Source organism: Rivibacter subsaxonicus, assembly GCF_004217215.1.
Classification (GTDB): Bacteria; Pseudomonadota; Gammaproteobacteria; order Burkholderiales; family Burkholderiaceae_C; genus Rivibacter; species Rivibacter subsaxonicus.
This window is the reverse complement of sequence record NZ_SHKP01000006.1, coordinates 294,974-320,369: the sequence shown is the minus strand read 5'-3', so window position 1 is coordinate 320,369 and position 25,396 is coordinate 294,974. Positions and strand designations below refer to the sequence as shown.

The following is a 25,396-nucleotide window of genomic DNA, read 5'->3' as shown; positions in this document are numbered from 1 at the left end:
GCCCTGGGTGATGCGCTTCGCCCGCCACTGGCCGGCCGGCAGCCGGGTGCTCGACCTCGCCTGCGGCTCGGGCCGCCATGTTCGGGCGCTGGCGGCGCTCGGCCACCGGGTCACGGCGGCCGACCGCGACGCGGCGGCGCTGGCCGGTCTGCAGGGCGTTGCGGCCGAATTGCTCGCCGCCGACCTGGAGTCCGGCCCCTGGCCGCTCGAAGGCCGCCGCTTCGACGCGGTGATCGTCACCAACTACCTGTGGCGGCCGCGGCTGGAGGCCACGCTGGCCTGCGTCGCACCCGGCGGTTGGTGGCTGCACGAGACCTTTGCCGCCGGCAACGCCAGCGTGGGCCGGCCGTCGAACCCCGATTTCCTGCTGCAGCCGGGCGAACTGCTGGCGCTGGCGGCGCGCGAAGGGCTGCGCGTGGTGGCCTACGAGGACGGCTTTGTCGACGGCCCGCCGCGCTTCGTGCAGCGCATCGCGGCGCTGCGCGAGGACGTGGCGCCAGGCGCAGCACCGCCGCGCAACAGGCTCGACTGAGACCCCAAACCGGCGCCGGGCGCGCCAGTAGAATCGCGGGATTCGCAGGACACCGATCCCATGAAAGCAATTGTTGGCAGCATCGTCGCGCTCGTCACGCCGATGCGCGAGGATGGCAGCGTCGACTTCGAGGCGCTGCGCCGCCTGATCGACTGGCAGATTGCCGAAGGCACCGACTGCATCGGCGTCGTCGGCACCACCGGCGAGTCGCCCACGCTCACGCACGAGGAGCACCGCGAGGTGATCCGGGTCGCGGTCGAGCATGTGGCGGGTCGCGTGCCGGTGATGGCCGGCGCCGGCTCGAACAACACGCGCGAGGCGATCGAACTCAGCGAGTACGCCAGGCGCGTCGGCGCCGACTGCACGCTGCAGGTCGTGCCCTACTACAACAAGCCGAGCCAGCAGGGCATCTACGAGCACTTCAAGGCGATCGCCGAGGCCGTGGACATCCCGGTCGTGCTCTACAACGTGCCCGGCCGCACGGTGGCCGACATGTCGGTCGAGACCACGCTGCGCCTGGCGCAGGTGCCGGGCGTCGTCGGCGTCAAGGAAGCCAGCGGCAGCATCGAGCGCGCCGGCTGGCTGGTCAAGCAGGCGCCCAAGGGCTTCTCGATCTACTCCGGCGACGACAGCACCGCGGTCGCGCTGATGCTGCTCGGCGGCCATGGCAACGTCAGCGTCACCGCCAACGTGGCGCCGCGGCTGATGCACGAACTGTGCGTCGCCGCGATGAAGGGCGAGGCCCGCCGCGCCAGCGAGATCCACCTGCAGTTGCTGCCGCTGCACAAGCAGCTCTTCTGCGAGCCGAGCCCGGCGCCCACCAAGTGGGCGCTGGCGCGGCTCGGCCGCTGCGCCGCCGGCCTGCGCCTGCCGATCCTGCCGCTGACGGCGGCCGGCGAGGCCGCCGTCGAGCAGGCGCTGCGCGACAGCGCCCTGCTTTGAATCCGAGTCCCCCCTTCGCGCCGCGCGTGTCTTCCTTCTATCGTCTGTCGGCCCCCCGCTCGCTGGCGGCCTCCCTTGTCCGCCCTGCGTGGCCCCAGTTCCTTCCGGAGACTGCTCCCGTGATCCGTTCCCGTCTTTCGTCGCTGCTGCGCCTGTCGCCGCTGGCCCTGGCTGCCGCTCTTGCCGCCTGCTCGTCGATCAACTCCTCGCTCGAGGGTGACAAGGTCGACTACAAGAACTCGGGCACCAAGCAGGTGTCGCTCGAGGTGCCGCCCGACCTCAGCGCGCTGCAGCGCGACCAGCGCTACGCGCCGGTGGCCGGCGCCGTCAACGCCTCGGCACTGCAGGGTGGCGCGGCCCCGACCCCGGTGCTGCAAAGCGCCACCGGCGTGGCGCCGACGCAGGTCGGCAATGTCAAGCTGATGCGCGACGGCGATACGCGCTGGCTCAGCACCACGCTGACGCCCGACCAGGTCTGGCCGCAGCTGTCGCAGTTCTGGACCGAGAACGGCTTCACGCTGGATGTGGAACAGCGCGACGCCGGCGTGATGCAGACCAACTGGAACGAGAACCGGGCCAAGCTGCAGCAGGACATCATCCGCAACACGCTCGGCAAGGTGCTCGACAACTTCTACGACACCGGCGAACGCGACAGCTTCCGCACCCGCATCGAGCGCACGCCCACGGGCAGCGAGATCTTCATCTCGCACCGCGGCATGGTCGAGGTCTACATAGACCAGCAGAAGGTCAGCACGACCTGGCGCCCGCGCCCGGCCGACCCGCAGCTCGAGGCCGCCATGCTGGCGCGCCTGATGACCAAGCTTGGCGCCCAGGAAGAACAGGTCAAGGCCCAGGTCGCGGCGACCGGAGCCTCCGACCTGCCGGCCCGTGCCCGCATGCTGCCGGCCGCCACCGGCACCGCGATGCAGGTCGACGAGCCCTTCGACCGCGCCTGGCGCCGGGTCGGCCTCGCGCTCGACCGCAGCGGCTTCACGGTGGAAGACCGCGACCGCGCCCAGGGCCTGTTCTTCGTGCGCTACATCGACCCGAGCATGATCGGCAAGGGCGACCCGGGCTGGACCGACAAGGTCTTCGGCCTCTTCAGCGGCGGCGAGAAGAAACCCCAGAACTCGGGCCCGGCGCGCTATCGCGTCGCGCTCAAGGGCGAGGGCCAGGCGACGACGCTGGCGGTGCAGAACCTGCAGGGCGAGGTGCTCAACGACGACGCCGCGCAGGGCATCCTCAAGGTGCTGGTCAACGAGCTGAAATAGCCGCCGGCGCTCGCGCTGCCTGGGCCACCGGGTCAGACCATGCGCTTTCGCAGCCTCGGCAGCGGCAGCAGCGGCAACGCGACGCTGGTCGAGGCGCATGACGGCGCCGCCACCAGCCGCGTGCTGGTCGACTGCGGCTTCACGCTGCGCGAACTCGAGGGCCGGCTGGCCCGTTGCGGCCTCGCGGTCGACGCGCTGGAGGCCGTGTTCGTCACCCACGAGCATGGCGACCACGTGGGCTGTGCGATCGCCCTCGCGCGCCGCCATCGCGTTCCGCTGTGGATGAGCCGCGGCACCTGGCGCGCGATCGGTGAGCCGGTGCTGGACGCCGGCCTGCTCCACATCGCGCGCGATGGTGAAGCGATCACGCTGGCCGCGCTCGAACTGCGGCCCTACACCGTGCCGCACGATGCGGCCGAGCCGCTCCAGCTCAGCCTCGACGACGGCGTGGTTCGCCTGGGCATCCTGACCGACGCCGGCTCGATCACCGACCACCTGCTGCAGGCACTGCGCGACTGCAGCGCGCTGCTGCTCGAGTGCAACCACGATCCGCAGTTGCTCGCCGCTTCGCGCTACCCGGCCTCGCTGAAGGCGCGCATCGGCGGCCGCCTCGGCCATCTGGCCAACGCGAGCGCCGCCGAGATCCTGCGCCATGTGGCGCATCCCGGTCTGCGCCACGTCGTGGCGGCCCATCTGAGCGAACAGAACAACCGGCCCGAACTGGCATCACAGGCGCTGGCCGCAGCGCTGGGCACCGAGCCCGCCGACATCGTCGTCGCGGATGCGGCGCAGGGCTTCGACTGGCTCGGTCTGCGTTGAGCCGCAGCGCAACGACGACGCAGAAATGCAAAGAGCCGCCCGAGGGCGGCTCTTTGCATCGTCGGCAGGCCTTGCGGCCCGCCGGGAGACGATTACTTCGTGGCAGCGGCCGAGGCGGCGGCGTCGACAGCGCTGGCGGCACCGGCAGCGGCACCAGCAGCAGCGTTGGCAGCGGCGTCAGAAGCGCTCGACACGGCGCTGGCGGCACCCGAAGCGGTTTCGGCGACGGCCGAGGCGGCGGTAGCAGCAGCACCGGCGGCGGTGGCAGCGGCCTCTTCAGGCTTCTTGCCGCAAGCGGCAAGGGCGGCAGCGGCGATCAGGGCCAGCAGGAGCGACTTGTTCATGAATAGATCCTCAACGAAGAAGGGAGACGAACGATTTCCGGAATTGGAGCACCCGCTGGCGAGAGGATCGCCGGAACAGGGCAAGACGAGGAATGCCTGAAAAGCATTGCCATGCCTAGCCTCAAATTGTAGCCCGATTCCGTTGCTTTACTTCACAGGCCGAGGGTAGTGGCGGCAAAGTTGCCCTCGGCACGTTGCACCGCCGCGTCGATCAACTCGGCACTCGCCGTCAGGTCCGTGGCCGAGCGACTGCTGCGCCCGCGCATGCGCTCGGCATCCGAAAGGCGCAACTGCAGGTGGTCCGGCCACAGCAGCAGGCTTGGCAGGCGCGGAGCATCGTCGACATGGGCGATCAGGCAATCCACCACGTGCGACCACTGGCGACGCCAGGCGATGAAACGCGGCGCGTTCAGCGCGAGCCAGTCGTAGTGCGCCGCCACCAGGGTCAGGCGACGCCGCGAGTCGATCCACCCTGCCAGCAGTTCGACGATGCTGCGCTCGCCGAGCGGCCAGCCGCTGAAGTCTGGATCGCACAGCCACAGCTCGCTCGCGCCGGCGTCGCTCGCCTCCTGCAAGGCCGCACGGATTGCGGCGTGGAAGTCGACGCGCGAGTCGATCAGTTCGGTGTCCTCAAGTGCCTGCGGCGCAGCCGGCTCGGCGGTGCGCAGCAGCGGGCCGAGATCGGCGCCGTCACCCGGCTCCCAAGCCAGCGGCCCGAGCTCAGGCTCGGCGCGCGTTTCGTCGGTTCCGGACGGAGCTTGCAGATCGCTCGGACTCATCTCTCGCCTCTCCCATCATCGCTTCGGCCAGGCGCAACCAGCCGTCCTTGCACCAGCGTGCCAGCAGTTCGCGCGCACCGACACTGGCGCGCGCCAGTGCCCGCGGCTCGAGCCGCCGGGTGTCGGCCAGCGCACGCAGCAGGCGCGCATCGGCGCCCGCCGCGCGCCATGACTCGCCGTTGATGAACACATGGCGCGAGTCATACAGCATCCGCGTGCGCCGGTCGAGTGCCAGCGCCACGCCGGCAGCGATGGGCGCACCGGCCTCGAACCAGACGTTCGGCTTGGGCTCTGTCAGCCACTCGCCGAGGGCGATCGCGATCGCGTCGGCGTCGCGCAGTCGCCGCGCCACCGCCTCGGCGGCGAAGATCTGCAGGCGCGCCGGAATGTCGGCCGGGCTCGACGTGGCGACCTGGCTCGGATCGCGAAAGCGCGGCGAGGCATCGGGCGTCTCGTCGTCTTCCTCGTCGTCGAGCATGCGCTCGATCAGGGCGCGCGCCAGTTCGTCGCGGGTCGGGGCGCGAAAGCCGATCGAGGCCGTCAGGCACTCGCCCTCGGCCACGCCGTCGTGGGCCCAGCGCGGCGGCAGGTAGAGCATGTCGCCCGCCTCGAGCAGGAACTCTTCCTCAGCCTCGAAGTTGGCGAGGATCTTGAGCGGCAACTCGGGCAGCAGCTCGGGGTCGGCCAGGCGCCCGATGCGCCAGCGCCGCCGTCCCTGCAACTGCAGCAGGAACACGTCGTAGGAATCGAAGTGCGGGCCGACGCCGCCACCGTCGCTGGCCCAAGAGACCATCAGGTCGTCGAGGCGCGCGTCGGGCACGAAGCGAAAGCGCGCCAGCAGCTCGTGCGCCGCGTCCAGTTGCTGGTCGACGCCCTGCACCAGCAGCGACCAGCCGGCGCGCGCGACCGGCGGCAGCGCGCCGCGCTCGAAGGGACCGTGGCGCAGCTGCCAGCCCGACTTGCGCTGCTCGACCAGGCGCGACTCCACGTCCTCGCGCGCGGCCAGCGCGAACAGCGCGGCGCGATCGACGAAGGGCCGCGCGACGTCGACCGCGCCGCGGATCAGCAGCGGCCGCTTGTGCCAGTGCCGGCGCATGAAGCTGCGCGGGCTCAGGCCCGCGAGCAGCGGGGTGACGGTATCGAGTTCGGGCTGCGGCATGGGCGTGATTGTGCCGGCCGCTATCATTTCCGGATGCTGATTGCGAACCCCTGCGTCGTGAGCCTCACCTGGCGGCTCGAAGACACCCAAGCCCAGTTGATCGACGAGCTCAAGGAGCCGATGGAGTTCTTCGTCGGCGGCGAGGACCTGCTCGACAAGGTCGAGGAGGCCCTGATCGGCCAGGACGTCGGCTTCGAGGCCACTCTGCACCTCGAACCCGAGCATGCCTTCGGCGACTACGACTCTGCACTGGTCTGCTTCGAGGACCGCTCGCTGTTTCCCGAGCACATCGAGGCCGGCATGCAGTTCGACGGCCTGCCCGAGGGTGCCACCACGCCCGACATGCCGCGCGATGCGGTCTACTCGATCACCGAGATCTACGACAGCCACGTGGTGCTCGACGGCAACCACCCGCTGGCCGGCGTCGCGCTGGTGCTCGCGCTCAAGGTGCGCGACGTGCGCGAGGCGACCGACGAAGAGATCGAGCAGGGCAGCGTCGGCTCGCCGGCACTGACGGTGCTGGCCACCGCACCCGGATCGCAGCAGTTGCACTGATGTCGCCCGACATCCAATGGGCGCTGTTCCTCGGCGCCTCGCTCGCGCTGGCGCTGACGCCCGGACCGGACATGATCTACGTGGTCTCGCGCGCGCTGGCGCAGGGGCCGCGCGCCGGGCTGGTCTCGGCGGCCGGGCTCACGCTCGGGCTGGCCGCCCACATCCTGCTCGCGGCCTTCGGCGTCAGCGTGCTGTTGCGCACCTCCGAGACCGCGTTCATGGTGCTCAAGATCGCCGGCGCGCTCTACCTGCTGTGGATCGGCATCCAGCTCTGGCGCGCCGACCCGCGCTTCGACGTGCAGGCCGCCGGCGACCGCGCGGGCGCCGCGACGCTGTTCCTGCAGGGCTCGCTGTCGGCGCTGCTGAACCCGAAGCTGGCGCTGTTCTTCCTCGCCTTCCTGCCGCAGTTCGTACCGCGCACAAGCAGCACGCCGACCGCCGACGCACTGGCGCTCGGCCTGGCCTTTGCCGTGATCGGCATCGCTGTGCAGGCCGCCGCGGGACTCGCGGCCGGCGTGCTCAGCGAGCGCCTGCGCCGCAGCGACCGCGCACTGCGCGCCGTGTTCCGCACCAGTGGCGCGGTGATGATCCTGCTCGGGCTGCGGCTGCTGTTCCAGCCGCGCTGATCAACGCGTCCCCGTCGAGCCGAAGCCGCCCTCGCCGCGCGCGCTGGCCTCGAAGCTCTCGACCACGCGGAACGCCGCCTGCACCACCGGCACGATCACCAGCTGCGCGATGCGCTCCAGTGGCGGGATCGTGAAGGCCGTGCTGCCGCGGTTCCAGCAGCTCACCATCAGCGGCCCCTGGTAGTCGGAGTCGATCAGGCCGACCAGGTTGCCGAGCACGATGCCGTGCTTGTGGCCCAGGCCCGAGCGCGGCAGGATCATCGCCGCCAGGCCGGGGTCGCCGATGTGGATCGACAGGCCGGTCGGGATCAGCACCGTGGCGCCGGGTTCGAGCACCAGCGGCGCGTCGATGCAGGCGCGCAGGTCGAGGCCGGCGCTGCCGGGGGTGGCGTAGGCGGGCAGGCAGTCCTGCATGCGTGCATCGAGCACGCGCACGTCGATCGTCGGGGTCATCGGAGTCTGGAGAAGGGAAAGAAAACTCAGCGCGCCACCGCCAGCCGACGCGCGATCTCGGCCACCAGCGCACGCGCCAGCGTGAGCTTGTCGGCCTGGCTGCCGTCGGCGGGCAGCGATTGTTCGCCGTCGGCGTCGACCAGTAGCAGGGCGTTGTCGTCGCGGCCGAAGGTGGCCGGGCCGAGGTTGCCGACCACCAGCGGCAGCTTCTTGCGCACGAGTTTTTCACGCGCGTGCGCCGCGAGGTTCTCGCTCTCCGCCGCGAAGCCGACGCAGAACGGCGGCCTGGGCAGCGCGGCGACGGCGGCGAGGATGTCGGCGTTCTCGGTGAGCTCGAGCGCCGGTGGCTGCTTCTTGCCGTTCTTCTTGATCTTGTGTTCGGCCAGTTGCAGCGGGCGCCAGTCGGCGACGGCGGCGGTGGCGATGAAGAGCTCGTGCGCCGCGGCACGCGCCAGCACCGCGTCCTGCATCTGCTGCGCGCTCTGCACGTCCACGCGTGCCACGCCGCGCGGCGTGTCCAGGTGCACCGGGCCGGCGACCAACGTCACCGTGGCGCCGGCCTCGCGCGCGGCGCGGGCCAGCGCGAAACCCATCTTGCCGCTCGATCGGTTGGTCAGGCCGCGCACCGGGTCGATCGCCTCGAAGGTCGGGCCGGCGGTGATCAGCACGCTGCGCCCGGCCAGCGGCTTGAGGCTCAGGGCCGCGACGATGTCCTCGAGCAGCGCCTCGGGCTCGAGCATGCGGCCGTCGCCGATCTCGCCGCAGGCCTGGTCGCCGGCGTCGGGGCCGAGCACCAGCGCACCGTCGGCGCGCAACTGGGCGACGTTGCGCTGCGTCGCCGGGTGGGCCCACATCTCGCGGTTCATCGCCGGCGCCACCAGCAGCGGCACCAGGCCATGGCCCGTGGCCAGCGGCCGCGCCAGGCAGGTCAGGCTGACGATCTCGTCGGAGCGGCCCTGAGCCAGGCGCGCGATCATCTCGGCGCTGGCCGGCGCCAGCACGATGGCATCGGCGCCGCGCGTGAGGTTGATGTGCGGCATCGCGTTGGCCTCGCCGGACGCGTCCCACTGCGAGGTCACGACCGGCCGGCCCGACAGCGCCTGCAGCGTGGTCGGCGTGATGAAGCGCTGCGCGCCATCGCTCATCACGACCCGCAGCTCGGCGCCGGAGCGCACCAGCAGCCGGCACAGCTCGGCCGCCTTGTAGCAGGCGATGCCGCCCGAGAGCGCCAGCACCAGGCGCTTGCCGGCAAGGTCGGGGCGGACGGGGGCGAGGCTCATGCGGGTGTGATGCGAGGCTGGCAGGGCGCCGCGATTATGGCGGCGCGCCGAAGGCTCGCGCCGCGGCTGCCAGCGCCGCTGCCAGCAGCGGGTCGTCGAGCCGGTGGCCGGCGCCGGGCACGATCTGCAGCAAGGCCTGCGGCCATAGCGTTGCCAGCCGCCGCGCCAGGGCCGGATCACAGCAGGCGTCCTCGGCGCCGGCAACGATCGACACCGGCCCGCTCCAGGCCCGCGACAGTTGCTCAGCCTCGGGCCAGGCACCTGCCCCCGGGTCGGCGCAGCCCCAGTGCGCCAGCGCGTGCCAGGCATGGACGCGCCAGGACGCGAGGCCATCGTCGCGGCCGGTCGCCGAGGTCGGCTCGGTGAAGAGCTTCCCCGCACGACGCACGCCGCCCGGCAAGGACTGCCCGTCATCGAACTCGGCCCAGGCGCGGGCCAGGCGCGTGTCGTCGAGCCACTCCGGCAAGGTCTGGGCCGGATCGCCGCCGCGGGTGAACCCTGTGTCAGCGTCGAACGAAGCCGGCGCGGCCTGGTACAGCCTGCTCAGCGACTGCGCCGCCGCCTCGCCCACCCAGGCCCGGCCACGCATCCCCAGCCAGTCGAACCAGGGCTCGATGTAGCGGGCGGTCTCGGCCCGCGAGCCCAGAAAGGGGCTGCGCAGGAACAGGCCGTTGACGCGCTGCGGGTGCTGCGCCGCGTAGGCCAGCGCCAGCCGCGCGCCCCAGGAACCGCCGGCCAGCGCCCAGCGCCCGACACCAAGTTCGACCCGCAAGGCCTCGATGTCCTCGACCAGCGCCGCCAGCGTGTTGTGCTGTAGCGAACCACTCGGCTGGCTGCGGCCACAGCCGCGTTGGTCGAAGGCGAGCACGCGCAGCGGCAGGCCCTGCCACCAGGCCAGCGTGGGCTCGCGCGTGCGGCCGCCGGGGCCGCCGTGGAGCACCAGCAGGGCGGGCGCGGCCGGATCGCCGCGCTCGGTCCACCACAGGCGGTGGCCGTCGCCGACCGTGAGCCGGCGGCGGCCACCGGCTATCTCGTCGATAGCGTCGGGATCAGGAGATGGCGAAAGCGGCATGCGTCTTGCAAATTTGAAGGGTCCGGACCGTTATCGCATCGACCGGGCACATGAGCTCATGTTGCGACATCCATCAGAAGGAAATCGGTATGAAGTGGACGAAACCTGCTTTCCAGGACCTGCGCTTCGGCTTCGAGATCACGATGTACATCTCGTCGCGGTGAATGCGCATCAGGTCGGATCCCCAGGCACAAGCGCTTCGAAGCTGTCACCATCGCTCGCCGGCTGCAGGGCCGGTGTCCCGTTCCCGGGTGATGGAGGTGGCATGAAGCGTAGCTGGCTGTCAGGGAAACGACCCCGCGGTGCGGTGCGCCTCGCTTCGAGGTCTCCGCATCGCCCCGAGGGCCGCACCGCGGTTCTCGCTCGGTTGTCCGCCCCGGCGGCCGATCAACATTCCCCCCTCCCATGAAGCTGCTCGTGCTCGGCTCCGGTGCCGGCGGTGGTGTGCCGCAGTGGAACTGCGGCTGCCCGCTATGCCGTGGCGCGCGCGACGGCAGCCGCCACATCCAGGCACGCACCCAGAGTTCGATCGCGGTCTCGCCCGATGGCGAGCACTGGATCCTGCTCAACGCCTCGCCCGACGTCGGCACCCAGTTGCGCCGCCAGCCGCTGCTGCATCCGCGGCATGGCCTGCGCCACACGCCGATCGAGGCAGTCGTGCTGATGGACGCCCAGATCGACCACGTGACCGGCCTGCTGAGCCTGCGCGAAGGACCTCCGATCGAACTCCACGCCACGCCCTGCGTGCGCGAGGACCTGACGACCGGGCTGCCGCTGGCCGGCGTGCTCTCGCACTACTGCGGCGTGCGCTGGCACGAGATCCCGGTGGCCGGCGATCGGCATGTCGCCGAGTTCGACATTGCCGGTTTCGAAGACAGCCTGCAGCTGCGCGCGATCGCGATTCCCGGCAAGGCGCCGCCCTACTCGCCGCACCGTAACAACGGCCAGGTCGGCGACAACATCGCCCTGGAGATCACCGACCGCGCCAGCGGCAAGCGCACCTTCTACGCACCCGGCCTGGCCGCGGTCGGGCCGGCCGAGATGGAGTGGATGCGCGACGCCGACTGCCTGCTGGTCGACGGCACCTTCTGGACCGAGGACGAGATGATCACGGCCGGCCTCGGAATCAAGCGCGCCGCCGACATGGGCCACCTGCCGCAGACTTCCGCTGCCGGCAGCCCGAACATGATCGACGCGCTGGCCGCCTGTCGCGGCGCGCAGAAGTGGCTGATCCACATCAACAACAGCAACCCGATCCTCGATGAACGCGGGCCCGAGCGGGCACGGCTCGATGCGGCCGGCATCGACGTGGCCTACGATGGCTTGTTGATAGAGGTTTGACCCAGCATGACCGCCGCCCTGCCCCACGATGCCCTGCCCTGGTCGGCCGCCGAGTTCGAGGCGCGGCTGCGTGCGCTCGAATCGCGCTATCACATCCACCATCCCTTCAACCGCCGCCTCAACAGTGGCGCACTCGCGCCGTTCCAGGTGCGCGGCTGGGTCGCCAACCGCTTCTATTACCAGCACGCGATCCCGATGAAGGACGCCGCGATCATGGCCAACTGCGAGGATCGCGCGACGCGCCGGCGCTGGGCGCTGCGCCTGCTCGACCATGACGGCCGCGACGACTTCGCGGGCGTCAACGCTGGCGGCATCGAGACCTGGTCGGCGCTTGGCACCGCGGTCGGGCTGTCGCGCGAGGATCTGTGGACCTTCAGGCATGTCCAACCCGGCGTACGCTTCGCGGTCGATGCCTACGTGAACTTCGCGCGTCGCGCGCCATGGCAGGAGGCGATCATTTCCTCGCTGACCGAGATGTTCGCGCCGAAGATCCATGCCGACCGCCTGGCCGGCTGGCCGAGCCACTACCCGTGGATCGACGCCAGCGGCCTCGGCTACTTCCGCAGCCGCATCCCGCTGGCGCAGCGTGACGTCGAGCATGGCCTGGAGGTGGCGCTGGCCTACGGCGACACGCGGGCGAAGCAACAGCGCGCGGTCGCGATCCTCGGCTTCAAGCTCGACGTGCTGTGGTCCCTGCTCGACGCCGTGGACCGCGCCTACCCCGACGATCTGGCGCCGGAGTTGCGGCCATGACGGACCGAGCGCCGGGCCGCCCCAAGCCGGGCCGCATCCCCTCGGGGGATCGACCGGCGTACCCGCCGGACGAGGGGTCGGCATGACCGGCAACGTACCGCGTATCGCGCCGGGCTTCCGCCTGCAGTTCGAGCCGGCGCAGGAGGCCTGGGTGCTGCTCTACCCCGAGGGCATGGTCAAGCTCAACGGGCCGGCGAGCGAGATCCTGCAGCGCTGCAATGGCAACACCAGCGTCGAGGCGCTGACCGCCGACCTCGAACGCAGCTTCGGCGAGCCGGACCTGCGCGCCGACGTCGACGAGTTCCTGGCCGATGCCCGCTTGCGCGGCTGGATCGCCTGATGGCTGCCGCGACCACCGTCGGCCCGCCGCTCTGGCTGCTCGCCGAGCTGACCTACCGCTGCCCGCTGCACTGCGTGTTCTGCTCGAACCCGGTCGACTACGCGGCGCATGCAAGCGAACTCTCGACCGAGGAGTGGAAGAAGATCTTCCGCGAGGCGCGCGCGCTCGGCGCGGTGCAACTCGGCCTCTCGGGCGGCGAGCCGCTGCTGCGCGACGATCTCGAGGAACTGGTGGCCGAGGCGCGCGCGCTCGGCTTCTACACCAACCTCATCACCTCGGGCGTCGGCCTCACCGAGGCACGCGCCCGCGCGCTCAAGGACGCCGGGCTCGACCACATTCAGCTCAGTTTTCAGGATTCGACGAAGGAGCTGAACGACTTTCTTTCCAGCACCCGCACCTTCGAGCTCAAGCAGAAGGTCGCCGCCACGATCAAGAGCCTCGGCTACCCGATGGTGATGAACTGCGTGCTGCATCGCTACAACCTGCCGCACGTGGGCCGCATCATCGAGATGGCCGAGCAGATCGGCGCCGACTACCTCGAGCTCGCCAACACCCAGTACTACGGCTGGGCCTGGCTCAACCGCCAGGCGCTGATGCCGGCGCCCGACGACCTGATCGCCGCCGAGAAGATCGTCGATGAGCACAAGGCACGTCTGGCCGGCCGCATGAAGATCTTCTGGGTGTCGCCCGACTACGTGGACGCCAAGCCCAAGCCCTGCATGGCCGGCTGGGGTGCGGTGTTCATGGTCGTGGCACCCGACGGCCTGGCGCTGCCCTGCCACAGCGCGCGCATGTTCGAGAGCAGCGGCATGCAGTTCCCGAACCTCAGGCACGACAGCGTGGCCGCGGCCTGGCACGAGAGCGAGGCCTTCAACCGTTACCGCGGCACGGCCTGGATGAGCGAGACCTGCCGCTCCTGCGACCAGCACGAGATCGACCACGCCGGCTGCCGCTGCCAGGCCTTCCTGGTCACCGGCGACGCCACCGCCACCGACCCGGTCTGCCCCAAGAGCCCGGATCGCGGGCTGATCGACGCGGTGCTGGCTCAGGCCTCGCAACCCGTGGCGACCGAGCATCCGCTGCGCTTCGTGCCCGGTGCGGGCAAGGCCGGCGCGCTGTGGTTCCGCACCGATGTCAACTCGCGCGCGCTCGACGAGCTGCCGGCGCGCGCCACCCAGGACGCTGCCACCACGGCGCCTGTGCTGGCAAACGCTGAGCGCTGATGGCAGCGGCGATGGCCAGAATCGCCGCATGCTGAGCATCCGCGGCCTGACCAAGCGCTATGGCGAGCGCACCGCGCTCGACGCCCTCTCGCTCGAGATCGGCGCCGGCAGCTTCTGCGTGCTGCTCGGCCCCAACGGCGCCGGCAAGAGCACGCTGTTCCAGCTCGTCACCGGGCTGTTCGCCGCCGACGCCGGCGAGATCATCGTCGGTGGCCATTCGCTCAAGCGCGAGCCCTCGGCCGCGCTGCGCTCGCTTGGTGTGGTCTTTCAACAGGCCTCGCTCGACCTCGATCTCTCGATCCGGCGCAACCTGCTGTTCCAGGCCGACCTGCAGGGCCTGCCGCGGGCGCTTGCAGAGCAACGCATCCGCGACGACTGCGCGCGACTGTCCATCGACGCCGACCTCGGCCGCAAGGTTCGCGAGCTCTCGGGCGGCAACCGACGCAAGATCGAACTGGTGCGCGCCAGCCTGCACCGGCCGCCGCTGCTGCTGATGGACGAGGCCACCGTCGGACTCGACCCAAAGTCGCGGCGCGACCTGCTCGGCACGCTGCAGGCCGATGTGCGCGAGTTGGGCGTCTCGGTGCTGTGGGCCACGCACTGGGTGGAAGAGGCCGAGCAGGCCGATCGCGTGCTGGTGCTGCACAAGGGCAAGCTGCTGGCCGACGGCACTCGGGAAGAAGTCACGAGCGCGCTCGGGGAACCCACGCTCGAAGCCGGGTTCATCTCGAAGACCAGCCACTGAATCTCACGAGGAGACCATGAGAAACCTTGTTGCCCTCGCCGCGCTGACCGCTGCAATCGTCGTCCCGGCCTCGGCCCAGACCGCCTTCATCTCGAGCGAGAAGGACAACTCGCTCGCCGTCATCGACCTCAAGACCCTGGCCGTCACCGGCACCGTGCCGACCTGCAAGCGCGCGCGCCACGTTCAGCTCACGCCCGACCGCAAGCAGATCATGGTGGCCTGCACCGACTCCAGCCAGCTCGACTTCATCGACATCGCCACGCGCAAGTCGGTGCGCCGCATTCCCTTCGGCGAGGAACCCGAGGCCTTCGACCTCTCGCCCGACGGCAAGGTGGCCTACGTCTCCAACGAGGACGAGGCAAGCGCCAGCTTCATCGACGCCGCCAGCGGCAAGGTGCTCAAGACCGTCAAGGTCGGCGAGGAGCCCGAGGGCGTGAAGGTGAGCCCGGATGGAAAGCGCGTGTTCGTCACCAGCGAGGTCGCGAGCATGGTGCACGTGATCGACACCGCCACCGCCAAGGTCGAGAAGAACATCGCGGTCGGCAAGCGCCCGCGCCGCATGGCGATCACGCCTGACGGCAAGGAGCTGTGGATCACCAACGAACTCGACGCCAGCGTCAGCATCGTCTCGCTGGCCGACCTGAGCGTGAAGGACACGATCCGCTTCTCGCTCAAGGGCGCGCGCGCCGAGGACATCACGCCGGTCGGCGTGACGATCAGTGCCGACGGCAAGCGCGCCTTCGTGGGCCTCGGCAAGGCCAACCACGTGGCCTTCGTCGACGTGGCTACGCGCAAGGTCACGCACAACGTGCTGGTCGGCAAGCGCGCCTGGAACGTGGCGCTCGACAAGAGCGAGTCGAAGCTGCTGGTGGTCAACGGCATGAGCGACGACGTGACGGTGGTCGACGTCGCGGCGGCCAAGGCCATCAAGAGCATCCCGGTCGGGCGCGTGCCCTACGGCGTGGTGATCGTGGAATGAGGCTGCCGCTGCGCAACTCCTTTGCCGGCGGCGTGCTGTGGCTGGCGGCGGCCGTCGCCGTCGCCGCACCGCTCAAGGCCACGCTGATCAGCATCGAGGACGACCCGCGCCTGGAGCGGACGCGGCTGGAGCGCGACTTCCTCGGCCATCCGGGTGGCAGCGCCGAGCAGGGTCTGCAGATGGCGCTGGCCGACAGCAGCTTCGAGCTCGATGCGGCCGGCACCCAGGTGCAACTCGACGCCAAGGCAGCGCGCGACGCCGCCTCGGCCCGCGCGTTGGCGCTGGCGGCCGAGAAGTCGGGTGCCGCGGTACTGGTCACCGACCTGCCCGCCGACTGGCTGCTGGCGGTGGCCGACGCGGTAAAGATCCCGCTGCTCAACGTCGGCGCCGCCGACGACCGGCTGCGCCAGCAGGACTGCCGTGCGCGCCTGTATCACCTGCTGCCGAGCGAGCGCATGCGAGCCGACGCGCTGGCGCAGACCCTGGTCGCGCGCAAATGGTCCAAGCTGCTGCTGCTCACCGGCCCCAGCGCCGAGGACGCGCTACGCGCCCAGGTGGCGCAGGCCGCACTCAAGCGCTACGGGCTGCAGGTGGTGGCCACCCGCCCCTTCAAGCTCTCGGCCGATCCGCGCGAGCGCGAGCTGGCCAACCCGCTGCTGCTCACCGCGGGAACCGCCTACGACGTGGTCTGGGTGGTCGACAGCGATGGCGAGTTCGCGCGCAGCCTGCCCTTTCGCACCGTGCTGCCGCGACCGGTGGTCGGCGATGCCGGCCTGGTGCCGCTGGGCTGGCATGCGCAGTTCGAACGCTTCGGCGCACCGCAGGTTTCGCGCCGCTTTGCCAAGAGCGCGAAGCGACCGATGCTGGCGCAGGACTGGGCCGCGTGGATGGCCGGCAAGGCGCTGGTGCAACTCGCCGCCGGCGCCCCCAAGGGCACGCCGGCGAGCTGGGCGCAAGCCTTGCCCAAGCTGCAGCTCGACGGCAGCAAGGGCGTGCAGATGAGCTTTCGCGCCTGGGACGGCCAGTTGCGCCAGCCGATGCTGCTCAGCGACGGCCAGGGCGTGATCGCCACCGCGCCGATCGAGGGCATCCTGCATCCGAGCAACGTGCTCGACACGCTCGGCGCCGATGCCGGGGAGAAGCTGTGCAAGACGCCGCGCTGAAGACTCCCGCCGTCGCGGCGCCTCGCAGCGAGGCGCGCCACGGTGTGCTGCACTTTCTGCAGGCGCTGCGCGCGATCTCGCTGCGCGAACTGCTCAAGTTCAGCCAGCAGTACGGTCGCCTGGTCTCGGCGCTGGTGCGACCGCTGCTGTGGCTGGCGGTGTTCGCGGCGGGTTTTCGCAACGTGTTCGGCATCGCGATCGTCGAGCCCTACGACACCTACATCCCCTACGAGGTCTACATCGTGCCGGGGCTGATCGGCATGGTGCTGCTGTTCAACGGCATGCAGTCGAGCCTGGCGCTGGTCTACGACCGCGAGATGGGCCTGATGCGCCTGCTGCTCACCGCGCCGCTGCCGCGGCCGTGGATCCTGTTCTGCAAGCTGTTCGCGACCGCGCTGCTCTCGGTGCTGCAGGCGCTGGCCTTCGTCGCGGTCGCGCTGCTGATCGGCACCGAGCTGCCGGTCTTCACCTGGCACGCGTTCCCGGCGCTGCTCGCCATCGTGGCCGGCGCCTTCATGCTCGGCGCGCTCGGCCTGCTGCTGAGCGTGCACATCAAGCAGCTCGAGAACTTTGCCGGCACCATGAACTTCGTGATCTTCCCGATGTACTTCATCTCCACCGCGCTCTACCCGCTGTGGAAGCTGCAGGAGGCCGGCGCCGACTGGGTCTACCAGCTCGCGCGGCTCAATCCCTTCACCCACGCGATCGAATGGATCCGCTTCGCCATCCACGGCAAGGACCCCGGCATCGCGCCGTGGGTGGTGCTGGGCTGCGCGGTCGCGTTCTTCGTGCTGGCCTGCTGGGGCTACGACCCGCAGCGCGGCTTTGGCCAACTCGCCAAGCGCGGCGGTGGCGGTCCACCATGACCCGGCGCCGCTTCCTCGCCGCAGCGGCCGCGTCCGTCGGCCTGGGCAGCGCGCGTGCGCAGGAGCCCTTCCTCGCGCGCCCGGTCACGCTCTGGCTGCCCTGGCCGGCCGGCGGCGGCACCGACCTGTCGATGCGGGTGCTGGCCGAGGCCGCCTCGCACCACCTGGGCACCCGCGTCATCGTCGAGAACCGGCCCGGCGCCGGCGGCACGCTGGCGATGCCGGTGCTGCAGCAGGCCGCGCCCGACGGCCACACCATCGCCCAGATGCCGCAGACGGTGTTCCGCGCGCCGCACACGCAGAAGCTGCTGTGGGATCCGATCCGCGACACCACGCCGATCATCCAGCTCTCCGGCACCACCTTCGGCATGGTGGTCGCGACCGACAGCCCCTGGCGCAGCGTCGAGGAGGTCTTCGCCGCGGTCAAGGCGCGGCCGGGCCAGGTCTCGATCGCCAGCAACGGCGTCGGCACCACGCCGCATGTGGTGCTCGAGGAACTGATGCTGCAGCGCGGCCTCAGCTACATCCACGTGCCCTACAAGGGCGCGGCCGAGCAGGCGCTGGCGGTGGCCGCGGGGCAGGTGATGGCGGCGGTGGGCTCGACCGCCTTCGGCCCTTTCGTCGACAACGGCAAGCTGCGCCTGCTCGCCACCTTCGGCGAGCAGCGCAGCCGGCGCTGGCCGCAGGTGCCGACGCTCAAGGAACTGGGCTACGGCATCGCAGCCAGCTCACCCTACGGACTGGCCGGCCCGCGCGGGCTGAGCCCGCAACTCGTCACCACGCTGCACGACGGCTTTCGCGCCGCGATGCTGGAGCCGGCCTTCGCGGCCGAACTCGCGCGCTCCGACCAGGAGCTGGCCTACCTCGGCCCGGCCGACTACGCACAGGCCTGCCGCGAGGCCTTCGCCTACGAGAAGCGGGTGGTGGAGCGCCTGGGCCTGGCCAGGCAGGGCGGCTGAGCGCCGCGGCCGACGCGCGGCAACCGCCGCTCAGGCCTCGGTCTTGTGCATCAGGTACTTGACGATGCCGTTCGGGTAGCCCGTGATCTGCGCCAGCACGGCGTAGCGATGCTTGCGATAGAAGTCTGGCGCCTGGAAGCTCAGAGTGGTGAGATAGAACACGGTGCAGGCCCGAGCCCTGGCGTGAGCCTCGAAGGCCTCGAGCAGCCTCGATCCGACGCCGGCGCCCCGGTAGGCCGGCGCAACCCAGAGCTGCAGCAGCTCGCAGCAGGCGCCCCAGGTCCGCCCGACGGCGCCGCCGACGATCTGCCCCGAGGGCTCGGTCGCGAAGGCCGCCAGCGGCCTGACGTCGGCGAGCGGCGCCACCGCGTGGTTGTGCTGCTCCAGCCCGGTGTCGACGACCAGCAGTTGCTCGTCCGACGGCGTGTCGGTGCTGCCAAAGAGGAGTGGTGCGGCGCTGCTCATTCGAGGCGGAGCCTAGGCCGCGCCGCGACCCGCGTAAAGCGGCACAAGCATGTGCTCGAGCATGCCGGCCGCCTCCACGTCGTGGCCGGGCCCATCGCGTTCGAGACGCATCGATGCCCGGCCCGGCTGCGGCTGGAAGCCCCCCGCTCGCCCGGGGGCACCGCATCCTCCGAAGCCGCCGCCGCCGTACCCTCGATGTCGGTTGGCGTTCCCTGAAAACCCTGGAGCACACGATGGCAAACCGCAGACAGTTCCTGCAGACCCTTCCGGCCGCAGGAGCCACGCTCGCCACGGCGGGTCAGCTGGCCAGCGCCGAAGCTGCCGCGCCTACCGCGGCACCTGCCTCGGCGAAGGAGCTTGCTCGCACTGCCTTCGAACGCCGTGCCATCGAGGCCATGGTCTGGGGCATGCCCGCGGTCAATCTGGACCTGATGTACCAGGCGATGCTGCGCGAGACCAAGGCGCGCGCCAACCAGATGCTCTACTGGTCGGCCCTGCTCGACTGGAAGAACCAGACGCTCACGCCAAACACCGACGTCGTCTACCTCACGCCCTACTACGACACCAAGGACGGTCCGGTCGTGCTCGAGATCCCGCCCGCCGACGACGGGATCATCAACGGCACCCTCATGGACGCCTGGCAGATGCCGCTCGAGGATGTCGGGCCGGCCGGCGTCGACCGCGGCCGCGGCGGCAAGTACCTGATCCTGCCGCCCGGTCACAAGGAGCCGGTCCCGCTCGGCTTCATCCCGCTGCAGTCGCTCACCTACAAGGGCTACGCGCTGTTGCGCTCGATCCTGCGCAGCGGCAGCCCGACCGATCTCGCCAAGGCGGTCGAGTACGGCAAGCGGATCAAGATCTATGCGCTGTCGCAGGCCGCCAGCCCGCCGCCGACGGTCTTCGTGGACGCGGCCGGCGTCTTCTATGACGCCACGATCCCCTACGACAACCGCTTCTACGACTCGCTCGACCGCGTGGTGCAGATCGAGCCGTGGTTGCAGCGCGACCGCGCGATGATCGACAAGCTCAAGACCCTCGGCATCGAGAAGGGCAAGCGCTTCGCCCCCGATGCCGCCACCCGTCAGGCGCTCGACGCGGCCGCGGCCCAGGCCCACGCGCTACTGGACTATCGCTTCGTCGAACTCTTCAAGACCTACTTCGCGCCGGGCAGCCGCTGGGCCTTCCCGGCGTCGCCTGAGTTCGCAGAAGCGGCGCAGTCGGGTTACGCCGATCCCGACGTCTATCCGATCGACGACCGCGGCCTGCTCTTCACCTACATCTTCTTCACGCCCAAGCGACTGGGCGAGGGCCAGTTCTACCTGATGGTGATCGACGACAAGGCCGGGGCGGTGCTGGACGGGAGCAGGAACTATCGCCTCAACGTGCCGGCCGACGCGCCGGTCCGCCAGTACTGGTCGGCCACGGTCTACGACCGCGCCACCCATGCGCTGATCCGCAAGATGTCCCACGCCGGCCGCTCCTCGCAGAGCCCGGGCTTGCAGAAGAATGCCGACGGTTCGGTGGATCTGTACTTCGGGCCCAAGGCGCCCGCCGGCAAGGAAGCGAACTGGGTCGCCACGGACGCCGCAGGAAAGTTCGAGGTCCTGTTCCGCTTCTACGGCCCGACGAAGGCGCTGTTCGACAAGACCTGGGTGTTGCCGGACATCGTCGAAGTGAAGTGAGGGCGACGGCACGAGGCGGCAGGCCGGGCCGAGGTCAGGGCCGGCAGCTCTAGCCCGCCCCCTTCGCTGGCCCCGCATCAAGCCCGCCCAGGCGCAGCAGCTCCATGCCCTTGCGGGCGCCCAGTGGGCGCAGGCCCGTCTCGTCGCTCTGCGGGTGATCAGCGCACGCTCCTCCTCGCCCATCGTCAGCAACTCGTAGAGCCCGGCGCGGCCGCGGTAGCCGGTGTGGCGGCATTCGAGGCAACCGACCGGCTTGCAGGGCCGCGCGTCGGCCGGCAGTTCCCAGGGCCTGGCGGTTTCGCGCAGCAGTTCTAGCCCGACCTCGCCGTCGGCCTGCTTGCAGCACAGCGTGGGCACAAGGCGCTGCGCCAGCAACGCGCTGGCGGTGGCGCCGATCAGCGTGCCGAGCGAGTAGCCGGAGGCACCGATCGCGAAGGCAGCGCCGATGACGATGAACTTCGGCCGGCCACGAAGCCGCGTTGACTGCCGATCCCCACGCGCTGTCTCGTCCTCGATTGCCATGGCCGGCGGGCGACGGGCACCTCCGACCTGTGCGAGGCCCTCAAGGAGCCGGACCGATGCCAATGCCGTGGAGCTTCCACGTAGCACGGCACCCACGGACACCGCCGGGCGTTGCGGTCGGCAAGGCAGCTTAAGGCGCCCCTAATGTTGGCCGTCGATGCTCCGCCCCAGGCGCCCGGACTTCGGGTGCATGCAGGGAGTACGGATGACCAAGGCCTCATGCTCGGGCGAAGCGCTCCGCTCGTTCGCCGACGAATCGGCAATGCCGGCTCGACCCATGTTCTGCGAGCATCCTCCGGGCAACGCCGGCCGCTCCGAGGTCGAGACCTTCATCCGGCGCGTCTACGCCGATCGCTTCGGCGCCGACGTGCGCCAGTTCGCGCCGGTGCTGGCCAGCCTGCGCGACAACGGCGAGATCGTGGCCGCGGCCGGCTTTCGCGCCGGCTCCAGCGGCCCGATGTTCCTCGAGCGCTACCTGGATGCGCCGGTGGAGCGGCTGCTGGGCGGCGCGACCGGGCGCCCTCCGCGCCGCGATCGCATCGTCGAGGTCGGACATCTGGCCGCAGTGCGCCCCGGCGAGGGCCGCCGCCTGATCCACTTGCTCGGCGTGCACCTGAGCCAGCGCGGCTTCGAGTGGGTGGTCAGCACGCTGACCAGTGAGCTCAGGCACCTGCTGCTGCGCATCGGCGTCACGCCGCTGGCGCTGGGCGTGGCCGATCCGGCGATGCTGGGTGCCGATGCCGGCCATTGGGGCAGCTACTACGACCACCGCCCGGTCGTGCTGGCCGGCCAGCTGCAGCAGGCGATGCACCAGCTCGCGCGCCGACTCGGCGGCAACGGAGCCCACGAATGAGCGCCGCCGCGGGCTTCGACCTCGCGCCGGACGCCGCCGTCGACGACGGGCGGCGCTGCTGGTCGCGCCCCGAGCTGCTGGCGCAGTCCGAGGCGCTGGCCGACCGCTTCCGCGCGCGCGGCACGCGCGTCGTCGCCACGCTGATGGACAACTCGGCGGCCTGGGTCGTGGCCGATCTCGCCGCCGCCCAGGCCGGCGTGGTGCACGTGCCGCTGCCGCTGTTCTTCAGTGCCGACCAGATCACGCACGCGCTGGCGGCGGCCGGCGTCGACAGCCTGCTGGCGCCCGCCATCGCGGCGTCGCGCTGGCCAAAGGCACCGGCCGAGGCCCTGGTCTGCGCCGACCAGCAGCTGGTGCTGGTCGGGCTGCCGGTGGCGCCGGTGCCGCTGCCGGCGCAGACCGCCAAGATCACCTTCACCTCCGGCACGACCGGCGCACCCAAGGGCGTCTGCCTGAGCGCCGCCGGGCTGCGCCAGGTGAGCGCCGGACTGGTGGCCGCACTCGCGCCGCTGCAGGTGCGGCGCCACCTCTGCGCGCTGCCGTTCGCGGTGCTGCTCGAGAACGTGGCGGGGCTGATGGCGCCGCTGGCCGCCGGCGCCACCTGCATCGCGCCGCCGCTGGCGGAACTCGGGTTGAGCGGGTCGTCCGGCTTCGACGCCGCGCGCTTCCAGGCCGCCGTCGAGCGCTTCGAGCCGAACAGCATCATCTTGCTGCCGCAGATGCTGCGCGCCTGGGCCGGTCACCTGCAGCAGACCGGCGCGCGCGTGCCGGCGTCACTGCGGCTGGTCGCGGTCGGCGGGGCGGCGGTCGGTGCGCGGCTGATCCAGGCCGCGCGCGCGGTCGGCATCCCGGCCTACGAGGGCTACGGGCTGTCGGAAGGCGGCTCGGTGCAGACGCTCAACCTGCCCAGCGCCGACTACCCCGGCTCGGCCGGCCGGCCGCTGCCGCACGCAAGGGTGCGGCTGGCCGGCGACGGCGAGATTCAGATCGCCGGCAGCCTGTTCGTCGGCTACCTCGGCGCCAGTGAGGCGCCACCGCGCTGGTGGCCCACCGGCGACCTTGGCAGCTTCGACGCCGAGGGCTTCCTGCATGTCAGCGGGCGCAAGACGAATGTGCTGATCACCGCCTTTGGCCGCAACGTCTCGCCCGAGTGGGTCGAGACCGCGCTGCGCGCCGAGCCGGTGGTGGCGCAGGCGGTCGTGCTGGGCGAGACCCAGCCCGCGCTCAGCGCGGTGCTGTGGCCGGTGCGGCCCGAGGTGCCCGATGCGGCGCTGCAGGCCGCGGTGGACGCGGCCAACGTGACGCTGCCCGACTACGCCCGCATCCACCGCTGGACCCGTGCCGAGGCCACGTTCAGCGCCGAATCCGGACTCGCCACCACGAACGGCCGGCCCCGCCGCGGCGCCGTGCTGCGCCTCCACGCCGAGGCTCTGGGCCTGGCCGAAACCTCCACCACCTGAACCCCGACCATGTCATTTCACGCCCAACTCCAGGCCCAGACCGCCGATGCCCGCATGGGCCTGCTCAGCACGCCGATCATCCAGGGCTGCCTGCGCGGCGAGGTGTCGCTGCTGAGCTACCTAGCCTTCCTGCGCGAGGCCTACCACCACGTGAGCCACACCGTGCCGCTGCTGCGCGCCTGCAAGGCGGCGCTGCCGGCGCGCCATGCCTGGCTCGAGCCGGCGCTGGACGAGTACATCGAGGAGGAATCCGGCCACGACGAGTGGATCCTCGACGACATCCGGACCTGCGGCGGCGACGCCGAGGCGGTGCGCCACGGCCGGCCCGGCCACGCCACCGAGGTGATGGTGGCCTATGCCTACGACACGATCGCGCGCCGCAATCCGCTCGGCTTCTTCGGCATGGTGCACGTGCTCGAGGGCACCAGCGTCTCGCTGGCGCTGATGGCGGCCGACCAGATCCAGAAGCCACTCGGCCTGCCCGATGCGGCCTTCAGCTACCTGCGCTCGCACGGCACGCTCGACATCGAGCACACGGCGCACTTCGGCCTGCTGATGGACCAGATCGACGACCCGCAGGACCAAGCCGACATCGTGCATGCCGCGCGCGCCTTCTATCGCCTCTACGGCGATGTGTTCCGCGGCCTGCCGATGCCCGAGCGCAGCGCGCGCGTCGCGGCCGGGGTGGCGGCATGAAGGCGGCGCAGGCTCGCGTGCTACTCACCGGTGCCGGCGGCGGCATCGGCCAGGCCATGGCCGCGGCGCTGGTGCAGGCCGGCGCCGCAGTGATGCTGGTCGGCCGCTCCGGCGAACGACTGGCGGCCCAGGCCGCCGCGCTGCGGCTGCGCGCCGGGGCGCGGTCGCCGGAGCTGGCCTGTGTCACCGCCGACCTGCTAGCCGGCGACGACCTCGCGCGGCTCGGCCGCGCCGCCGCGGACTGGGACTGCAACGTGGTGATCCACAACGCCGGCGTGCCCAGCTTCGGCCGGCTCCAGTCGCTCGATGCCGACGCGGTGGCGCGCGTGCTCGACACCAACCTGCGCGCGCCGATCCTGCTGACGCAGGCGCTGCTGCCGCACCTGCTGCGCCGGCCGCGGGCGCAGGTGATCTGCGTCGGCTCGGCGCTCGGTCGCATCGGCCTGCCCGGCTTCAGCGTCTACAGCGCCAGCAAGTTCGGCCTGCGCGGATTTGCCGAGGCGCTGCGGCGCGAGCTGGCCGATTCCGCGGTCCGGGTCCAGTACTTGGGCCCGCGCAGCACCCGCACCGGCTTCAACTCGGCCGAGCTCGACGCCTACAACCTGCTCACCGGCACCGCCACCGACGCGCCAGAGACCGTCGCCGCGGCACTGCTGAGGCTGCTGGAAGACGAGGTCGCCGAGCGCTTCATCGGCATGCCCGAGGCCGCCGCCGTGCGTCTCAACGGCCTGGCGCCGACGCTGCTCGACGGCGGCTTCGACAAGCATCGCCGCCACCTGCCCCCCATCGACGAGCGCGCCGACGACGCTGCGCCGAACACCGCCCTGCAAGGAGCCAGAACATGATGCCGATCCGATGGAAACCCCTGCTCGCCAACGCCGCGACGACGGCGCTGCTCGCGCTGATGCCGATCGCGCCCTCGCATGCCGAAACGGTGGACGAGGCGGTCGGCTCGCTGCAGCGCGACTGGGAAGTGATCCGCTACCAGACGCCTGCCGCGGCGCGCGAGAAGCGCTACGAGGCGCTGGCGGCGCGCGCGCACAAGGTCAGCGAGGAGCATGCCGGCCGCAGCGAGCCGCTGGTCTGGGAGGGCATCGTCCTCAGCTCGCTGGCCGGCGAGAAGGGCGGCCTCGGCGCGCTCGGCCTGGCCAAGCAGGCCAAGGCCTTGTACGAGGCCGCAATCCAGATCGACGGCAATGCGCTCGACGGCTCGGCCTACAACAGCCTCGGCGTGCTGTACTACAAGGTGCCCGGCTGGCCGATCGGCTTCGGCGACAAGGCCAAGGCCAGGGAACTGCTGCAGAAGGCGCTGGCGATCAACCCGAAGGGCATCGACCCGAACTTCTTCTACGGCGAGTACCTGCTGGAGACCCGCAGCCCGCAGGAGGCCACGCCCTATCTCGAGGCCGCGCTGCGCGCCCCGGCCCGCCCGGGCCGCACCGTGGCCGACAGCGGCCGCCGCGAGGAGGCGCGCGAACTGCTGGAGAAGGCGAACAAGGGTCGCTGAGTCGCGCTGC

The 25,396-nt window shown here is 71.0% G+C and carries 29 protein-coding genes and 1 pseudogene; 22 read left to right on the top strand and 8 right to left on the bottom strand.

The annotated features are described in order from the left end of the window. The first annotated feature begins 10 nt into the window (after positions 1-10). From EV670_RS11430 to EV670_RS11415, 4 genes are all read left to right on the top strand, one after another. Complete coding sequence (locus tag EV670_RS11430; RefSeq protein WP_130432818.1) at positions 11-532, top strand: class I SAM-dependent methyltransferase; 522 nt, start codon at positions 11-13, stop codon at positions 530-532. 60 nt (positions 533-592) lie between these two features. After that, on the top strand, positions 593-1,474 hold the full coding sequence (gene dapA / locus EV670_RS11425; protein WP_130432137.1) for a 4-hydroxy-tetrahydrodipicolinate synthase: 882 nt from the start codon (positions 593-595) through the stop codon (positions 1,472-1,474). A 119-nt stretch (positions 1,475-1,593) separates the two neighbouring features. Continuing rightward, entirely contained in the window at positions 1,594-2,745 is a 1,152-nt protein-coding gene (gene bamC / locus EV670_RS11420; protein ID WP_242616928.1) for an outer membrane protein assembly factor BamC, read from the top strand. Between the two features lie 39 nt (positions 2,746-2,784). Further along, the gene (locus EV670_RS11415; RefSeq protein WP_130432135.1) at positions 2,785-3,564 is read left to right on the top strand and encodes an MBL fold metallo-hydrolase; all 780 of its coding nucleotides are present in this window, start codon (positions 2,785-2,787) and stop codon (positions 3,562-3,564) included. A gap of 92 nt (positions 3,565-3,656) precedes the next feature. Here EV670_RS11415 and EV670_RS11410 read toward each other — a convergent pair whose 3' ends face one another. The 3 genes from EV670_RS11410 to EV670_RS11400 form a co-directional block, all read right to left on the bottom strand. Continuing rightward, positions 3,657-3,908 (bottom strand): hypothetical protein, encoded by a 252-nt coding sequence (locus tag EV670_RS11410; protein WP_130432133.1) that lies wholly within the window; start codon positions 3,906-3,908, stop codon positions 3,657-3,659. A 152-nt stretch (positions 3,909-4,060) separates the two neighbouring features. Then, positions 4,061-4,687 (bottom strand): hypothetical protein, encoded by a 627-nt coding sequence (locus EV670_RS11405; RefSeq protein ID WP_130432131.1) that lies wholly within the window; start codon positions 4,685-4,687, stop codon positions 4,061-4,063. Beyond that, positions 4,629-5,846, bottom strand: a complete 1,218-nt coding sequence (locus tag EV670_RS11400; RefSeq protein ID WP_130432129.1) for a JmjC domain-containing protein — start codon at positions 5,844-5,846, stop codon at positions 4,629-4,631. Before EV670_RS11400 ends, EV670_RS11405 begins: the two co-directional genes overlap by 59 nt. Positions 5,847-5,879: 33 nt before the next feature. Here EV670_RS11400 and EV670_RS11395 point away from each other — a divergent pair, with 33 nt between their 5' ends. Beyond that, positions 5,880-6,401 (top strand): FKBP-type peptidyl-prolyl cis-trans isomerase, encoded by a 522-nt coding sequence (locus tag EV670_RS11395; protein WP_130432127.1) that lies wholly within the window; start codon positions 5,880-5,882, stop codon positions 6,399-6,401. Next, positions 6,401-7,027: a LysE family translocator gene (locus tag EV670_RS11390; RefSeq protein ID WP_130432125.1), complete on the top strand. Its 627-nt coding sequence runs from the start codon at positions 6,401-6,403 to the stop codon at positions 7,025-7,027. Before EV670_RS11395 ends, EV670_RS11390 begins: the two co-directional genes overlap by 1 nt. Here EV670_RS11390 and dut read toward each other — a convergent pair whose 3' ends face one another. From dut to EV670_RS11375, 3 genes are read right to left on the bottom strand one after another with little or no spacing between them, the layout of a single operon-like run. Then, positions 7,028-7,480, bottom strand: coding sequence for a dUTP diphosphatase (dut, locus tag EV670_RS11385; RefSeq protein WP_130432123.1), 453 nt, complete (start codon positions 7,478-7,480; stop codon positions 7,028-7,030). Positions 7,481-7,506: 26 nt separating this feature from the next. After that, entirely contained in the window at positions 7,507-8,760 is a 1,254-nt protein-coding gene (coaBC, locus tag EV670_RS11380) for a bifunctional phosphopantothenoylcysteine decarboxylase/phosphopantothenate--cysteine ligase CoaBC (protein ID WP_130432121.1), read from the bottom strand. A gap of 34 nt (positions 8,761-8,794) precedes the next feature. Next, positions 8,795-9,832, bottom strand: coding sequence for an alpha/beta fold hydrolase (locus tag EV670_RS11375; RefSeq protein WP_130432119.1), 1,038 nt, complete (start codon positions 9,830-9,832; stop codon positions 8,795-8,797). Between the two features lie 50 nt (positions 9,833-9,882). Between EV670_RS11375 and pqqA the strand changes: the two genes are divergently transcribed. From pqqA to EV670_RS11325, 10 genes are all read left to right on the top strand, one after another. Beyond that, entirely contained in the window at positions 9,883-9,996 is a 114-nt protein-coding gene (gene pqqA / locus EV670_RS19000; protein WP_207225057.1) for a pyrroloquinoline quinone precursor peptide PqqA, read from the top strand. A 241-nt stretch (positions 9,997-10,237) separates the two neighbouring features. Then, positions 10,238-11,173, top strand: a complete 936-nt coding sequence (gene pqqB / locus EV670_RS11365; protein WP_130432117.1) for a pyrroloquinoline quinone biosynthesis protein PqqB — start codon at positions 10,238-10,240, stop codon at positions 11,171-11,173. A gap of 6 nt (positions 11,174-11,179) precedes the next feature. Next, the gene (gene pqqC / locus EV670_RS11360) at positions 11,180-11,926 is read left to right on the top strand and encodes a pyrroloquinoline-quinone synthase PqqC (RefSeq protein ID WP_130432115.1); all 747 of its coding nucleotides are present in this window, start codon (positions 11,180-11,182) and stop codon (positions 11,924-11,926) included. Positions 11,927-12,008: 82 nt separating this feature from the next. Continuing rightward, the gene (gene pqqD / locus EV670_RS11355) at positions 12,009-12,266 is read left to right on the top strand and encodes a pyrroloquinoline quinone biosynthesis peptide chaperone PqqD (protein WP_130432113.1); all 258 of its coding nucleotides are present in this window, start codon (positions 12,009-12,011) and stop codon (positions 12,264-12,266) included. Next, complete coding sequence (gene pqqE, locus EV670_RS11350; protein WP_130432111.1) at positions 12,266-13,489, top strand: pyrroloquinoline quinone biosynthesis protein PqqE; 1,224 nt, start codon at positions 12,266-12,268, stop codon at positions 13,487-13,489. Before pqqD ends, pqqE begins: the two co-directional genes overlap by 1 nt. 28 nt (positions 13,490-13,517) lie before the next feature. Then, positions 13,518-14,234, top strand: a complete 717-nt coding sequence (locus tag EV670_RS11345; RefSeq protein WP_130432109.1) for an ABC transporter ATP-binding protein — start codon at positions 13,518-13,520, stop codon at positions 14,232-14,234. Between the two features lie 16 nt (positions 14,235-14,250). Further along, the gene (locus tag EV670_RS11340) at positions 14,251-15,213 is read left to right on the top strand and encodes a PQQ-dependent catabolism-associated beta-propeller protein (RefSeq protein WP_130432107.1); all 963 of its coding nucleotides are present in this window, start codon (positions 14,251-14,253) and stop codon (positions 15,211-15,213) included. Continuing rightward, positions 15,210-16,376 carry a type 1 periplasmic-binding domain-containing protein gene (locus EV670_RS11335; protein ID WP_130432105.1) on the top strand — a complete coding sequence of 389 codons (1,167 nt, stop codon included), beginning with the start codon at positions 15,210-15,212 and terminating at the stop codon, positions 16,374-16,376. The genes EV670_RS11340 and EV670_RS11335 overlap by 4 nt, the downstream gene beginning before the upstream one ends. After that, the gene (locus EV670_RS11330) at positions 16,358-17,242 is read left to right on the top strand and encodes an ABC transporter permease (RefSeq protein WP_130432103.1); all 885 of its coding nucleotides are present in this window, start codon (positions 16,358-16,360) and stop codon (positions 17,240-17,242) included. Before EV670_RS11335 ends, EV670_RS11330 begins: the two co-directional genes overlap by 19 nt. Further along, complete coding sequence (locus tag EV670_RS11325) at positions 17,239-18,201, top strand: tripartite tricarboxylate transporter substrate binding protein (protein ID WP_130432101.1); 963 nt, start codon at positions 17,239-17,241, stop codon at positions 18,199-18,201. Before EV670_RS11330 ends, EV670_RS11325 begins: the two co-directional genes overlap by 4 nt. Positions 18,202-18,231: 30 nt before the next feature. On the opposite strand, the gene EV670_RS11320 is transcribed toward EV670_RS11325, so the two are convergent. Continuing rightward, a complete protein-coding gene (locus tag EV670_RS11320; RefSeq protein ID WP_130432099.1) occupies positions 18,232-18,666 on the bottom strand; it encodes a GNAT family N-acetyltransferase in 435 nt (144 codons plus the stop codon). A gap of 233 nt (positions 18,667-18,899) precedes the next feature. Between EV670_RS11320 and EV670_RS11315 the strand changes: the two genes are divergently transcribed. Next, positions 18,900-20,348 carry a DUF1214 domain-containing protein gene (locus tag EV670_RS11315; protein WP_130432097.1) on the top strand — a complete coding sequence of 483 codons (1,449 nt, stop codon included), beginning with the start codon at positions 18,900-18,902 and terminating at the stop codon, positions 20,346-20,348. 138 nt (positions 20,349-20,486) lie between these two features. Here EV670_RS11315 and EV670_RS19020 read toward each other — a convergent pair. After that, positions 20,487-20,870 (bottom strand): annotated as a pseudogene (locus EV670_RS19020) (ATPase, T2SS/T4P/T4SS family); the annotation flags it as partial. Positions 20,871-21,132: 262 nt separating this feature from the next. On the opposite strand from EV670_RS19020, the gene EV670_RS11310 reads away from it, so the two are divergent. The 5 genes from EV670_RS11310 to EV670_RS11290 are packed head-to-tail and all read left to right on the top strand — an operon-like array spanning position 21,133 to position 25,386. Continuing rightward, positions 21,133-21,723: a thermostable hemolysin gene (locus EV670_RS11310; RefSeq protein WP_130432096.1), complete on the top strand. Its 591-nt coding sequence runs from the start codon at positions 21,133-21,135 to the stop codon at positions 21,721-21,723. Then, complete coding sequence (locus EV670_RS11305; protein WP_130432094.1) at positions 21,720-23,183, top strand: AMP-binding protein; 1,464 nt, start codon at positions 21,720-21,722, stop codon at positions 23,181-23,183. Before EV670_RS11310 ends, EV670_RS11305 begins: the two co-directional genes overlap by 4 nt. Before the next feature lie 9 nt (positions 23,184-23,192). Continuing rightward, positions 23,193-23,879 carry an iron-containing redox enzyme family protein gene (locus EV670_RS11300; protein WP_130432092.1) on the top strand — a complete coding sequence of 229 codons (687 nt, stop codon included), beginning with the start codon at positions 23,193-23,195 and terminating at the stop codon, positions 23,877-23,879. Then, positions 23,876-24,724, top strand: a complete 849-nt coding sequence (locus EV670_RS11295) for an SDR family oxidoreductase (protein WP_130432090.1) — start codon at positions 23,876-23,878, stop codon at positions 24,722-24,724. The genes EV670_RS11300 and EV670_RS11295 overlap by 4 nt, the downstream gene beginning before the upstream one ends. Then, positions 24,724-25,386, top strand: coding sequence for a tetratricopeptide repeat protein (locus EV670_RS11290; RefSeq protein ID WP_423213582.1), 663 nt, complete (start codon positions 24,724-24,726; stop codon positions 25,384-25,386). The genes EV670_RS11295 and EV670_RS11290 overlap by 1 nt, the downstream gene beginning before the upstream one ends. The last annotated feature ends 10 nt before the right edge of the window (positions 25,387-25,396 follow it).